This is a genomic window from Rhodospirillaceae bacterium, from assembly GCA_018660465.1.
In the GTDB taxonomy this organism is placed as follows: Bacteria; Pseudomonadota; Alphaproteobacteria; order Rhodospirillales; family JABJKH01; genus JABJKH01.
On record JABJKH010000017.1, the window covers coordinates 1 to 13,338 of the forward strand.

11 protein-coding genes are annotated in these 13,338 nt (G+C 51.3%); 2 read left to right on the top strand and 9 right to left on the bottom strand.

What is annotated here, in order from left to right:
• The 9 genes from HOM51_03350 to HOM51_03390 form a co-directional block, all read right to left on the bottom strand.
• The coding region (locus HOM51_03350) for a PAS domain-containing protein (GenBank protein ID MBT5033534.1) at window positions 1-793 on the bottom strand (793 nt) is incomplete at its 3' end.
• Window positions 794-1,929: 1,136 nt separating this feature from the next.
• Complete coding sequence (locus HOM51_03355; protein ID MBT5033535.1) at window positions 1,930-2,202, bottom strand: histidine kinase; 273 nt, start codon at window positions 2,200-2,202, stop codon at window positions 1,930-1,932.
• Between the two features lie 78 nt (window positions 2,203-2,280).
• On the bottom strand, window positions 2,281-2,592 hold the full coding sequence (locus HOM51_03360; GenBank protein ID MBT5033536.1) for a hypothetical protein: 312 nt from the start codon (window positions 2,590-2,592) through the stop codon (window positions 2,281-2,283).
• Between the two features lie 325 nt (window positions 2,593-2,917).
• A complete protein-coding gene (locus HOM51_03365) occupies window positions 2,918-3,148 on the bottom strand; it encodes a hypothetical protein (protein MBT5033537.1) in 231 nt (76 codons plus the stop codon).
• Between the two features lie 19 nt (window positions 3,149-3,167).
• Window positions 3,168-5,432, bottom strand: coding sequence for a hypothetical protein (locus HOM51_03370; protein MBT5033538.1), 2,265 nt, complete (start codon window positions 5,430-5,432; stop codon window positions 3,168-3,170).
• 41 nt (window positions 5,433-5,473) lie between these two features.
• Entirely contained in the window at window positions 5,474-6,439 is a 966-nt protein-coding gene (locus tag HOM51_03375; GenBank protein MBT5033539.1) for a 2-oxoglutarate oxidoreductase, read from the bottom strand.
• A gap of 2 nt (window positions 6,440-6,441) precedes the next feature.
• Window positions 6,442-8,385: a 2-oxoacid:acceptor oxidoreductase subunit alpha gene (locus HOM51_03380; GenBank protein MBT5033540.1), complete on the bottom strand. Its 1,944-nt coding sequence runs from the start codon at window positions 8,383-8,385 to the stop codon at window positions 6,442-6,444.
• Between the two features lie 13 nt (window positions 8,386-8,398).
• Window positions 8,399-9,904, bottom strand: coding sequence for an NADPH-dependent glutamate synthase (gene gltA, locus HOM51_03385; protein ID MBT5033541.1), 1,506 nt, complete (start codon window positions 9,902-9,904; stop codon window positions 8,399-8,401).
• Between the two features lie 20 nt (window positions 9,905-9,924).
• Complete coding sequence (locus HOM51_03390; protein ID MBT5033542.1) at window positions 9,925-10,854, bottom strand: sulfide/dihydroorotate dehydrogenase-like FAD/NAD-binding protein; 930 nt, start codon at window positions 10,852-10,854, stop codon at window positions 9,925-9,927.
• 522 nt (window positions 10,855-11,376) lie between these two features.
• Here HOM51_03390 and HOM51_03395 point away from each other — a divergent pair.
• A complete protein-coding gene (locus tag HOM51_03395; GenBank protein MBT5033543.1) occupies window positions 11,377-12,723 on the top strand; it encodes a purine/pyrimidine permease in 1,347 nt (448 codons plus the stop codon).
• 154 nt (window positions 12,724-12,877) lie between these two features.
• On the top strand, window positions 12,878-13,267 hold the full coding sequence (locus tag HOM51_03400) for a glutamyl-tRNA amidotransferase (protein ID MBT5033544.1): 390 nt from the start codon (window positions 12,878-12,880) through the stop codon (window positions 13,265-13,267).
• The last annotated feature ends 71 nt before the right edge of the window (window positions 13,268-13,338 follow it).

Consider the following 13,338-nt stretch of genomic DNA (forward strand, 5'->3'; position numbering starts at 1 on the left):
AGGCAATTTCTATCATACCTGTTGCCTTTACCGGCATCGCTCCAAGCTTGCCATCAGATATTAGCCCCAGTGATCCTTTAATTGATGTCAGGGGCGTCCGAAGTTCATGGCTAACTGTCGAAATGAATTCGTTTTTCATTGTTTCTAGTTTCTTACGTTCCGTGATATCGCTACGCGTTCCTGACATACGTAAGGGTTCGCCGTCTTCAGTCCATTCGACGACCTTTCCACGGTCAACCACCCAAAGCCAATCACCGTTCTTATGATAAATACGAGATTCTCGTTCATACCTTTCATGTTCGCGAGAAAAGACTTTTTCGAGTGATTTATCAAACTGCTCCTTCTCGTCAGACTCAGCTAAGTTCATCCATGTATCGATTTTTACAGGTGCAAGTTCATCAGGGGTGTATCCGGCAATTTCTGCCCAACGTTCGTTGATGCTCATTTCACCGGTCCGAATATCCCATTCCCATGTGCCGACGCTGGTTGCCCAAATGATTTCTTTCAAGTGAAGTTCGCTTTGTTGTAGATCTTCTTCACGGCTTAGCAGCATCTCTTCAACGGCAAACCGGCGTTTAATCTCTGCTTTAAGCCTTCGGTTCCATATGAGGATGATTGAAATTATCAGTAATCCGACGCCAATAGTGGCGAGGATAATTCGGTAATCGACCTCTTGTTGAAACTTTACCGTGATCCAGCGGTTATAAATTTCTTCGCGTTCTTCCGGGGATACAGAATCCAATGCCTTCTGTAAGATGGGAACAAGCTCTGGCCAATCCTTGCGAACCGCCATGCTCAGTTCAAAGCGATAGGGGGTTTGCCCCGAAATTTGGAGGTTAGAAATTCCCGACTTACGTATGATCTGACTGGCCACCGCCAAATTGCCTATAAACGCATAACTCTGTCCATTTGAAACAGCCTCAAGTCCTTTCTGGACGTTTTTGACTAAATTGAGGTTTAGTTCCGGGTGAATTTTTGCCAGAAGATCATGAGAGGCATAGCTCTTTACAACGGCAACGGAGTGCTTTCTCAGTGCATTCATACCGTCTATGAAAGGTTCGTTCTCAAGGGTTACGATGACCATTGGGAAGGAAATATAGGGCTTGGTAAAATTTACAAACTCATCACGTTGAGGTGTTCTGACAACCAAGGAAAATGCGTCCAACTCACGGTTCTTGACTGCCTCTACCATTTTGGGCCAAGGCCGTTCCTTATCGACCTTTAGGTTAATTTTTAGGCGCTTTTCGACCAATCGGATGTAGTCCGCTGCCATCCCCCGGTACTTTTTTTCGTCATCCACGAACTCGAAGGGAGCCCAGTCAATATCTACTGCCAATCGAATGTTGGGATGTTTGGCAAGCCACGCTTTTTCAGCCGGCGTGAGTACAGGCTCCTGTGTTTGGCCCTTCGCCACGGCTATATTTCCGCAAAGAAACAATCCAAATATGAAGAACAGGACTAAATATTTTCTGCCAAAAAGCGACACATGGTTCTGCGAGAGGAATTGTCGACGCACAATAACTGTCCTTAGCCGCTTTGCTTTACTATTTTGACATGGCACAACTTGCCGCAAAAACCAAAGCGTGCCTATCACCTAATCGATTTGGTGTGCCGAATGTCAATTGCAAGGATTTGCATTGTAGATGGATAATCGTCCGTTCCCAAACAGATCAGAACAAAAAGCTAGAACGATATTCACATATGGATGTCCGCCTATGGCTAGGAAGCGGTGTTCCACACGGTACCAAATAACGACGGCTTTCAGCGAATAGCTACTATTAGCAGGCAGGATGTCTGCTTATGGGGGCGACCGGAAGTCATAGGGGTTGGTGATTAGGTTTAGAAATGACCCAATGCAGACTTCGCTAGCATTGGGTCAAATTTGAAGCTTTCACTATCTTTTGAAAAAGTTGATCAGTTACTTTGGTATTACCGGACGCCGATTCGTGGCTCTCCGCCGTTCCCTGACATACTGGGTCCAAACGCCCGGTTAAGAGTCTCGGTAGAATCGGTCGCAAGTTTAATGGCCTCACTTAATAAGCCCAGAATTTTCATATTGTTATCGAGGACGTGTAAAGCATCTGGTCGGTGGTCATCGACAACCTTTTCACAGCGATAAATCATATCCTTGCGAACTTCCATCAGGATATCTTCCAGCTTATAGCCATCCTTATTTTCTTCTGAAACGAGAAACTTGGTCATGATATACCTCCTATGATTAAAGATACTTCTTGTCTTGTAAGAACTAGAAATTTTACGTCGAGGATCGAAGGGGCTGAGTTAAACCTCGCCATCGCCAACAATTAAACTAGGGAAATGTTTTTCCAATTCCGAAATGGCTGTATCGACAAGATGTCCTTTCGGAATTCTTACTCTCGTCGCTTTAAGCGATAGTGCTTTAAGGATGATGGAATCCCCGATGACATACCCCAGCTTAACGGCCACAACTTTGAAATTTGCTGGCGGGTCAATAACAACGACTTCCAGATGATCAGCCGCCATAACATTTGCTTCAATCTTATCCGCTGTGGCGTCTGTCGCCATTGGCAGTGTAACTAAACTAACTATCATTGCTGCGAATAGGCTTCTCATCATCTTTCTCCTTTCTGATCTCGTGCAAAATTTTTGACTACATGCATAATCTCACAAAGATGTAACAGGAGAATTAATTCATTACGAACACGGTATGAATAGGTGTTACAAAACAGCCATCATGTGCCATAAAATAAAATTTCGCATTTTTGTTGAAGACAATGCGTGCCTACGTCTGCCTACAAAGAAACCTTATATAAAACAACTAGCTAGCAAAATTTGCGCCTAAGAAAGACATTGAAATTTGAAACGTCGGCAGACAGATTCAACGCGTGTGTTGCGTCGACCGGTTGAGATGACAATCACTTCCCGGGTATAGGAAAACCTATTGGTCGTTCTGTAAGTCTTCCAGATGATCGAATAAATCCCGGTTCCGACAGCGGAAGTAGCGACTTTCAACATCGTAGTCGCAGGTATGGAAATGCTTGCACGTCCGGCAACGGACCACCGCATCGGCCATTTTTTCCGGCATTAAGGCAAATCCAATCTCGCTATCGATTTCAAGATGTTCGAGCATCCGCACCATTGGGTAAGGCATTACGGATTCGGCAATCATCGGTAATCTCCCCAGCGTGTCAGTTAAAAGGTTCGGCCCGGGCGACCAATTCGTCCAGGCCCTGTTCGTCGGCGTTCCGAGGCTTGCCCGGGTGGATGATGGCGACTTGGCAGCTTTCCGCCGCTGTCACCAATTGCCGGTATGTTCCGGCATCTGGATCAGTGATGTAGGCTTGTTCGTTATCGTCGTAGGCAAACATCCTATTATTAAGATCGGTACATTCATTGCAGGTCGTACAGCGGGGTGTTTCGATATAGGGTCCTTCTGTGGTCATTGCCACTGACGTATCTACGGCTTCAGGCTGTTCCACCTCTGATGCAGAGACAGCTTCGGTTTCTACCGCCTGACTTGCAGACGGCGTCTCCGAAACCGGTTGAGATTTGAGCGCCGATAATTCCTCCGCCTTTTCCCGCTCCCAAATTTCCTTTTCACGGGCGAGCAGCCCGCACGCATGCGAATTATTTATTCCCCCGGTTTCCTGGAGGTTCTTCCAGGTTTCCAAGCATCGACGCGTAGCGCCAATAAGTTCGTCATCGACAATAGCCCTCCGCAGAAGGTCGTTTTTATCGGTGACCCATATATAGGGGACCTTTCCCGACAAGGCCTGTATGTCCAGTTCAAGAAATACGTTTAAGGGAACCATGCCGTCTTGCCAGTCCGAATGAGAGACGATGGTAAAATGCTTCGCGTAGCGAGCGTCGGACACAACAAAATCGGCGAAGGTGAAAGCGATTTTCTCGGAAAGACTTTGCAGTTCCGGGTCGGCATAGTTGAGCCCATGTGTCGGCCACTCGTCGGTCGGCTGCGGATTGCCAGCGAGGGAAATCCTCGATGCAAGATCGTTACCGGCGGTCGGGTTGTAAATGAAAGCGGGAAAGGCTCGCGACTCGGCCGCTGCCGCTGCTTGCAGATAGGGCAGCACGCAGGCTGTATTTTTAGATCCTTTCGTGGATTGGCCTGCATATACGCAATACAATGAAGGACCGGAAACAGTCATCCCCGCCAATATCGACTGCTGGAGTGGATAAAGCCCTGACACAACGGACTGCAGAACAAACGCAGATTTAAGTCCCATTGCCATCATGGCCAGTTGAGAGCCCGCAGCTCCAAACGTGAGCTGTCCGGATTCGATGGCTTGATCCTCAAGGATATCTTGGTTTTGAACCAGAATCTTGAACGGCAAGCCCGAGGTCAGGGCAGAAATCACCGCCGCCAGTTCTTTCGGACGATCGAGTCCCTTATTTATACAGACGAGATACGAGGGGAACATTTCCAGGTCTTCGGGCTCCAGGAAAGCTTCATCGGGTTGCTTAAAATACGGATCGTGATCAGCCTCGTTGTATTTATTTTCAATCTCCAATTCGGCGATTGCCATAGCTTTGACCAACTCAGCCATGTCCGGCAGGCGCTCCTGGAATGCTACCAAGGCTCGCGCACACCCATTAAAAGAGAATTCAAACGGGCCGCCACGGGCGCCGGGGCGGACAGTGCTTTCCCGCGTCCCTACGAATTTTTGGGACTTGAGCACGGTTAGGACCGAGCGAATGCGCCGGCGACGTTTCTCCGGCATGACTCCGTCCGTGTGTGCCGATGTAATTACGTCGGAGAAGGCTTCGAAATCGAATGATTTTTCGAAAACCGTGCCAACGGAACGCTTGAGCACGTCAGCTCCTTGAGCTTGTTCCGATTTCATGGAATCACTTTTCAGAATATCGGAAAGTTTGAGAGCAAACGCTTCGATTTCGTTTACAGTTTTGCGGGTCTTGGCTTCTTGTACACCGGCCCAGATATGAGACAGTATCTTCTTTGGCGTTTCATTATGGCAGTCGATGACTTCTCCACCGTAACGAACAGCGGCGCGGGCTTCGGAAAAACTTTCATCCAGTGCCTTTCGCTCTGCAATTTTGGCTTTGGAAAGCAGCGCCGTTTCCGCCTTTTCCCATAGCTGTATTAGAGAGCCCTTGGTGCCTTGAGAAACCAAAGCGCGTATTTCTTCTTCCAGCGCCAGTCCATGTTTTCTGAGCCGCTCCCCCTCAACTCCTCGAGGTGCGATACGCTGTAAAATGTCGTCGATAACATTGCTGAGCGAGCAGATGTACTTGCCCTCGGTACTCTCCTTAATCAGGAGCAAAGGATAATCGTAACGCAGTTTTTGCAAATCCCGATACGTGCTAAACAAAGCGGGACTATGGTCAGCCAGCCCCATGACCGGTTCGTGACCGGATGTAACCACCGTCAAAGGTGAGGTGGTCGAGGCTTTACGTCCTTCATTTATCTCGTTCAATTGTCCGCCCTCTTTCTAATTTAATTTGGGCTCCCTCAGGGTTAACCCGCCGGGTTAATTGTAAATTTATCGAACTCCTTTTCGAGAACCGACTCGACAATGTCGGGCGTGTACAACCGGTCCGGTTTGCGCAAATCTTCGTAGCACGGTACCTCTGGGTCCCTGTACAAAACGCCCACCGGAATGGGATCGTTGACCGAGGCAATTTCCCGAGCCCGGTTTTTATTGGCCGGGTCGTGCTCCTCCTGACGGTGGTAGACGCTGGAAACGCCCGGGCTCAACTGCAACCCGTCCTGATGATGGAGGAGCAACATTCGGTCCGGGTCCTGCACCCATTCATCGTATCTGTCCGGCATAAATTCGGGGCATCGCTGAAGCACGCGAACAAAAGAAAACCCCTTGTGGTGGTAAGCTTCAGCAATGATGTCGTGCAATAGCTCGGGAATCCAATCGACGGCTTGCGCAACGAAAGAAACGTTCCGAATTCCGAGCGTGACGCTCACCGGGTTCATTGGTTCCAGTTGTGATCCAAATGGTGTCGTGTTGCTCGTCATGCCCTGCGGCGATGTTGGCGAGGCCTGATTTTTGGTCAGCCCGTAAATGCCATTGTCATGCATTATCATCGTCATGTTCATGTTGTAGCGAATGGCGTGTATCCAGTGCGCGGTACCGATGCTACAGCAATCGCCGTCACCCGTGATAACAAAGACATGAAGGTCAGGGCGGCGCATTTTTATGCCCTCCGCGATTGGCAAGGCACGACCGTGTAGACCGTGAAAACCGTAGGTGTGCATGTAATGCGGAAACCGGCTTGAACAGCCAATTCCAGAGACGAACATTGTTTTCTCCGGGGCGAGCTGCTCGTCCCGGCACAACCGCTGGACGGCGGCAAGAATGGCATTATCGCCGCAACCGATACACCAGCGCGGAACACCGCTTTTGTAGTCCTCTATCGTGTAATCTTCTTCGAAGGATTTCAGCAGACACTGACGGGCGGAAGAGGTCATGGTCACGGTCCTTTCTTTTGCAACTTGTCACGGATCGCCCGAACGACAGAGCCAGGCTTTATCGGCTGTCCCTTGACCTCGGACCAGCAGTCGACATCGATCAGGTATCGCGCCCGTAGCAACAACGCTAATTCGGAATAGCGCCGATTGTCGGCATCGATGATTTCGTCTTCAATGTTGTCGGACCAGTTGCTTTCAACGGTCATGACTTTGTCAAACCGCTGCAACACTTCGCCGATGCCAGACGCCATCGGTTGAAGGAACTTTAGGTGCAGCGAAGACACCTTGCAGCCGTCCGCTCGCAGTCGGCTGATCGCTTCTTCAATGGCACCTTTGGTGCTCCCCCAGCCAACGACCAGGAGGTCTCCTTCATCGTCACCAAAAACCGTTGGTGTCTTTAGGGTTTTTTGCAAGGCCGCCAGTTTTAAGCTACGTGCCCGCATGCCCGTTTCGTTGGTCTCTGCCTTATAAGCAACCCGGCTCATTTCATCGTGGGCCAATCCGGTCAAGCAATGCATACCCCCCGGCTGTCCTGGAATGAGCCGGCGAGCAAGGCCCGTCTTCTCATTCCAATCGTAAGGTTTATCGCGGTGGGTGACGGCGCTCTGATCGACCGGTGGGGCAAACCACTCCTCGTTTATTTGAGGACGGGCAAATGGTTGCTGGGCCGATGCCAGATTAGCGTCGGTCAGCACAACGACAACCATATTGAACGTTTCGGCAATTTTGCGCGCCGTGATCATGGAATAAAAGCAGTCTTCTATATCCGCCGCAGCTATGACCACTTTGGGTGCATCCCCATGTCCGCCAAAGCAGGAAAATAGTAGATCACCCTGCTCCGCTTTCGTAGGCAACCCGGTACTAGGTCCCCCGCGTTGTACGTTCACGACCACCAGCGGAATTTCGCCCATGACCGCGAGCCCGATGGTTTCCTGCTTCAGGGAAAATCCAGGACCGGACGTGATCGTAACGGCGCACTTTCCGGCATAAGATGCTCCGATGGCGAATGCGCAGGCGGCGATTTCGTCTTCCGCCTGATGCACCAACCCGCCGACCGACTCGAACACACCGCTGAGATAATGCGACGCCGACGTGGCCGGTGTGATGGGATACATCGCACAAACCTCCATACCCGACGCCATGACGCCCAGTCCCAGCGCAATATTGCCATTAACGACAATTTGAGGCTTTTGGATTTCAGACGGCGGAATTCGGTATTTAATATCGAGATTTATTTCCGCCCATTCATGACCCGCTTCCAACAGCTTTACATTGTCACTGATTATGCGGTCGCTCTTCTTGGCAAAAATAAAGGCAACCTGTTCGCGAGCGATATCTAGGTCCAAGCTATAAATGCTGCAGAGAACGCCCAAAACGAACATATTTTTGCCCCGTGTGGGATCGGAAACATATTTAAGGCACTCTTCTTCTAAATTGGCTTCAATAATTTTATAGCCATCCGATGCGAGACGTTTGATCGTCTCGGCATACATCTCGGCAATTTTTGAATCCTTGTCACCGCGCCATTTACTTTCGAGCAGAATGGTGCAGCCCGGCTTGAGTTCTCCAGCCTGAACCCGGCTCAGGAGGACCTGCTCGTTAAAGCCGACAACTAAATCCGCCTCGTCGCCACCGTTGGTTACACGATGAGACGCCAGTCGAATACGGTTGCCACTGGTGCCGGCGATACTGCGTGCTGGAGGTTGAATTTCGGCGGGAATAATTTCGACGGTCCAAATGCCGTTTCCCATACGCGCAGCAATTGACCCAAATGCTTGACCGCACCGTTGTGCCCCCTCGCCTGAATCGCTGACGACTTCAACAATTTGTTCGTCCAACGTCAGTGCAGGTTTGCTTTTCGATGCCGCGCCCTGTTTTGAAGGGCTCGCGGTGGTCTTGGTCTTCTGCTTCTGTCGTTTTTTAGGTTTCAATAGGCTCGTATTCATTCTCTATTCCTATTCAGTCGGCAAGCCGAAGTTGGGAAAAATTTTTCTCCTTCGGGTCGATTCCAAACAGTGGGGTGGTCGTTTCTTCCGGCTCCGGGTCATAGATGGCGTCGGTATCACGAATTCCGAGATACGCTTTCATACCGTGTGCCGCTTTGCGTCCGGCACCCATGGCTAGGATCACGGTGGCTCCACCGGTCACAATATCTCCTCCGGCGTAAACCCCGGCCATTGATGTCGCCAGATTATCGTCCGTTTCGATATAACCCCACTTGTTGAGCTTCAGCTTGGAGGTCTGGCCAATAATTGGGTTGGCGCTGGTGCCGATGGCGTAGACCACCATGTCGGCTTCGAATTCGAATTCGCTACCTTCAAGAGGGACCGGACGACGGCGACCACTTTCGTCGGGTTCGCCTAGTTCCATGCGAATGCATCGCATGCCTCGGACGTTACCGTCATCATCGCCGAGAATTTCCACCGGTGCGGTCAGCCAGTGGAATTCAATACCTTCCTCTTCGGCGTGTTCTATTTCTTCGTCCCGGGCGGGGCTTTCGGCCTTGGTTCTGCGGTAAACACAGCTCACCTTCTCTGCGCCCAGTCTAAGTGGCACCCGCATTGCGTCCATTGCCGTATTACCGGAGCCAATTACAGCAAGGTGCTTGCCAAGATGCAGTGGCGTATCGTGCTTAGGGAAGTCGCCCGCGCCCATGAGGTTGCAGCGTGTCAGGAGTTCATTAGCCGAAAGCACACCATTGAGAAATTCTCCGGGTATGTCCATGAACCGGGGCGTCCCCGCGCCGGTGCCGACGAACACGGCATCATAGCCCATTTCATCAATCATCTGTTCTATCGTGAAAAGTCGACCGACCAGCGTATTACACTCAATCCTGACGCCCAGTCTCGTGAGGTTTGCCATCTCGGCATCAATGACCTCGTTGGGTAAGCGGAAGTCGGGAATGCCGTAGCGCAGCACACCGCCTGGTTTATGAAAGGCTTCATAGACGGTAACATCGCATCCCGCCTTGGCCATGTCGGCGGCGCATGCCACGCCAGCGGGACCCGAACCGACAATGCCGATCCTGTAACCATTAGGTTCGATATAGGGAACGTTGGTCCAGCCCTTCTCAATCGCTAGATCGCCAACCCAGCGTTCCAGCCTGCCGATGGCCACCGGCTCCAGCGTATCGCCGACCGGACAGACACCTTCGCACTGATCTTCCTGAGGACAAACACGCCCACAGATGGCCGGTAGTAAATTGGCGTCGCCGATGACGTCGTAGGCACCGCGAAAATCTTTCTCGATTACCTTGGCGATAAATTCCGGTATATTTATGCTGACGGGACAACCCGCGATACAGGCCGCTTCCGGACACATGAGGCAGCGCTCGCACTCGTTAAGCGCATCATCCAGTCCATAACCAAGCGCAACCTCGGCAAAATTATTGACCCTTTCCTTGGGGGCTTGCACTGGAATAGGTGTTCGTTCTTGCGGTATTGTTCGGATGGTTTTCTTTGCCATTACCCTGCTGCTACCTCTATCTAAGCCGTCGGCGTTTCCGCCGCACGGCACGATTCCGACCATTTTTCCATCGCCATCTTTTCATCTTCGGCAAACCGCCTGAGCCGATTCATGAGATCGTCGAAGTCCACTTGGTGACCATCGAAATCAGGTCCATCGACGCAGGCGAACTTGATCCCGTCGTCCACCTTGACCCGGCAGCCGCCGCACATGCCGGTTCCGTCGACCATGACCGGATTAAGACTGACGGTGGTTTTGATTCCTGCGGTGCGGGTTGTCTCCGCGCAGGCCTTCATCATGATGGGCGGGCCGATGGCGACCACTTCGCCGATATCGCTGTGTTGCTCCATTGCTGCCGTGATTCCTAGAGTTACCTGGCCCTTAATTCCGGCTGACCCATCGTCGGTACAAATAATGAATTCGTCGCAGGTATCTTTAAATTTGTCTTCCCAGAAAATCAGCTCCTTGGTCCTAAATCCGACGACACCAATCACATAGGCACCGCTTTCCTTGAAAGCGCGCGCCTGGGGAAACACCGGTGCTACACCCAGACCGCCGCCGACACAGACCACTTTCTTTACACCACCTATTTCACTCGGAAGTCCCATTGGACCGACGACGCTGAAAAGCCTGGTCCCTGTCTGGCAATTAATCTGCATTTCCTTGGTCGTTTTTCCAACCGCCTGAATGACCAGCGTGACCGTGCCTGCCTCTCGGTCAAAATCTGCGATCGTCAAGGGAATACGTTCGCCTTCCTCGTGCGAAATAACGATTACGAATTGGCCTGGTTGGGCTGCCCTGGCCAGCATTGGGTGTTGGATTTTCAGTAAGAACGTGACGTCCGAGAAATCCTGGCGTTCGACGATTTCTACGCTTGGATCCTCTTCAATTGGGCGCAATGGGCTAGGCGCCTGGCCGCTACCCAGTTCTGGGATCGAGTCTTCCGGCATCTCTCAAGAGTCCCCAAAATTGTTATTGTATCGAGGGCCAATAATAGTCTCTGAGAAGTTCGGCGGCCTTGACTTCGATCATTTCTGTATCGCGAAGAAACTATTCAAATATTATCGCGACCAACTACCGCTAATGGCCGAGGCTGTTGAAGAACACCGTTTTGAGACAATTTTGGGTGTTCGCGGTTAGGAGGCGCGGACCTTTTGTTTCCGCCTCGTCCAGGCTGCTATAGGACCGGTGGGCGATATGGCTTTATTTGAACGGATTTTCAGGTCCGGCGGTGTCTTTGATGGATGGCTAGGCGAAGGTTGCCACTTCCTTTGGTATTGCGTAACGAAGTTAACTGAATGCCCAGATATCTTCACAGTCACTTTACACTCTTTCGAAAAATGTATTAAATTTGCAATGTCTCGTCTTTTACTCGGTGCTAAGCAACAGGGACGCAGATAGCGTTCGCGGTTAGGGACCGCGTCTAAACCCGCTATCTGTATGGTAGATAAAGATAAAAAGGGGAAATCATTATGGCCGATACGTCGGAGGCTGCTGAAGCAGCCACGGAAGATCGTGGCTTTGCCACGCTTGAACTGCAACTCGACGACTATCCAGGACCGTTAAAGACCGCGTTGTTTGGTATTCAGCATGTTCTGGTGATGTTTACCGCAATGGTGGGGGGGCCGCTTATCGTTGGGCGTTTGCTCAAGCTGCCCGCCGATACGCAAGTCGATATGATTGCCGGCACGATGATCGGTTGTGGCATCGGCACGATGATTTCGGCGCTTGGGGTCGGCTTTATCGGCGCGCGTCTCCCTATCGTCATGGGTGTTTTCTACATCTTCATTGGCCCTCTTGTCGCGATCGGCAAAACCGCCGGTCTTGCTGCGGCGATGACGGCACTGATTATCGGTGGCCTCATCCAGTTCGCTTGGAGTCCGCTGATTGGTAAGATGCGCCGGTTCTTCCCGGCGATTGTCACGGGGACGACCATCCTCCTGATCGGTACAGGCCTGATGAAGATTGGTATTATGGTCGCGACCGGTTTTCGAACACCTGGGTTTGGACAACCGCTGACGCTGAGCTTGGCGTTGCTGATGATCGTCTTAATTGTCGTTATCGCCAGTTACACCAAGGGCTTCGTACGGGCCTTGTCATTGTTCGCAGCCATGGTCGTTGGTTATTTGGTCGCCGCGGCGTTCGGGATGCTGGATTTCTCAAAGGTCGCAGCAGCGCCTTGGGTTGCGGCTCCGAATCCGTTCCCCTATGGCGGCTTGGTTTGGCCTGGGCTCAGTGGTCTGATCGCCATCATAATTTGTTTCTTCGCAACATCGGTGGAGGTTACGGGTGATACCTTGGCCGTTAGCCGCATTGTCGGTGTTCCATCGGAGGACTGGCGTGTCCGAGGCGCTGTCGCCAATGACGGCATCGGTTCGGCCATATCGGCTGCGTTTGGTGGTATGGCGCTCACGTCGTACTCTCAGAATGTCGGGGTTATATCGCTGACCGGTATTGGCAGCCGTTTTGTGGTCGCCGCCGGTGGCGCGTTCCTGATCCTAATGGCGCTGGTTCCAAAGGTGGCAGCGACCATCGCGCTGATACCGGCACCGGTGCTCGGTGGCGTTTTATTGGTGATGTTTGGCATGGTGGCTTCGGTTGGGATCGACATTATTGGTCGAAACATAAAGGACCGCCGCGATGCACTGATTGTTGCAGTTGCCTTGGGTGTCGGCCTGGGAATCCAAGTCGCACCTCCGGGCGCCTTCAACGTGATTATGCCTGAGATTCGGCTTCTCACCAGCGATGGAATCGTCATGGGCATCATGACGGCGCTGGTCCTCAATATCATACTGCCGAAGGAGAAAGAGAAAGAATAAGAACGACACCGCGCCAACGGTTGCGGTGGTTGGTAGATATTAGAAAGACATTGCGAGGGCTGGCCTTCTCATAGCCAGCCCTCTCTCTTTTATGTGGACGTCGCATTTTGCAGCAATTAATTAATGACCAGACTGGTGTAGGGAACATCGAATTATGGCGGTTGAATTATTCGTAAATGGAACATTGATGAAGGGCTTGAAACTTCATAAAAATTTAGATGGCGCTGAGTTTTTAGGGGCGTTTACGACCAAGCCCATGTACCGGCTTTATTCGATCAACGATATTCATCCCGGCATGTTTAAGGTTTCCGAAGGCGGGGTCGCGGTGCGCGGCGAAATGTACCGTATGAGCGATGAAATATGGCGGCATGTGGAAGAAGGCGAGCCGCCAAACCTGTATTGCGGACCTGTTGAATTGGATAACGGTCAAACTGTTAATGGAATTCTGTTCCCGCAGGATATTGCCGAAGCCAATCACAAGGACATTTCTGAGTTCGGCGACTGGCGCGACTATATCGCATCTCAAAATAGCCAGACGCCCTAAGGGTCAATTTACGACGATTGTTGGCACCAACTCTAGCGTGCTAGGGTTTCTTGAAGAGGGTGATCGCAGGG

Excerpts from the sequence above, each read along its gene's own strand:
- HOM51_03365 (MBT5033537.1), bottom strand. The coding sequence starts at position 3,148 with ATGATTGCCGAATCCGTAATGCCTTACCCAATGGTGCGGATGCTCGAA.
- HOM51_03355 (MBT5033535.1), bottom strand. The coding sequence starts at position 2,202 with ATGACCAAGTTTCTCGTTTCAGAAGAAAATAAGGATGGCTATAAGCTG.
- HOM51_03400 (MBT5033544.1), top strand. The coding sequence starts at position 12,878 with ATGGCGGTTGAATTATTCGTAAATGGAACATTGATGAAGGGCTTGAAA.
- HOM51_03395 (MBT5033543.1), top strand. The coding sequence starts at position 11,377 with ATGGCCGATACGTCGGAGGCTGCTGAAGCAGCCACGGAAGATCGTGGC.
- gltA (MBT5033541.1), bottom strand. The coding sequence starts at position 9,904 with ATGGCAAAGAAAACCATCCGAACAATACCGCAAGAACGAACACCTATT.
- HOM51_03360 (MBT5033536.1), bottom strand. The coding sequence starts at position 2,592 with ATGAGAAGCCTATTCGCAGCAATGATAGTTAGTTTAGTTACACTGCCA.
- HOM51_03390 (MBT5033542.1), bottom strand. The coding sequence starts at position 10,854 with ATGCCGGAAGACTCGATCCCAGAACTGGGTAGCGGCCAGGCGCCTAGC.
- HOM51_03375 (MBT5033539.1), bottom strand. The coding sequence starts at position 6,439 with ATGACCTCTTCCGCCCGTCAGTGTCTGCTGAAATCCTTCGAAGAAGAT.
- HOM51_03380 (MBT5033540.1), bottom strand. The coding sequence starts at position 8,385 with ATGAATACGAGCCTATTGAAACCTAAAAAACGACAGAAGCAGAAGACC.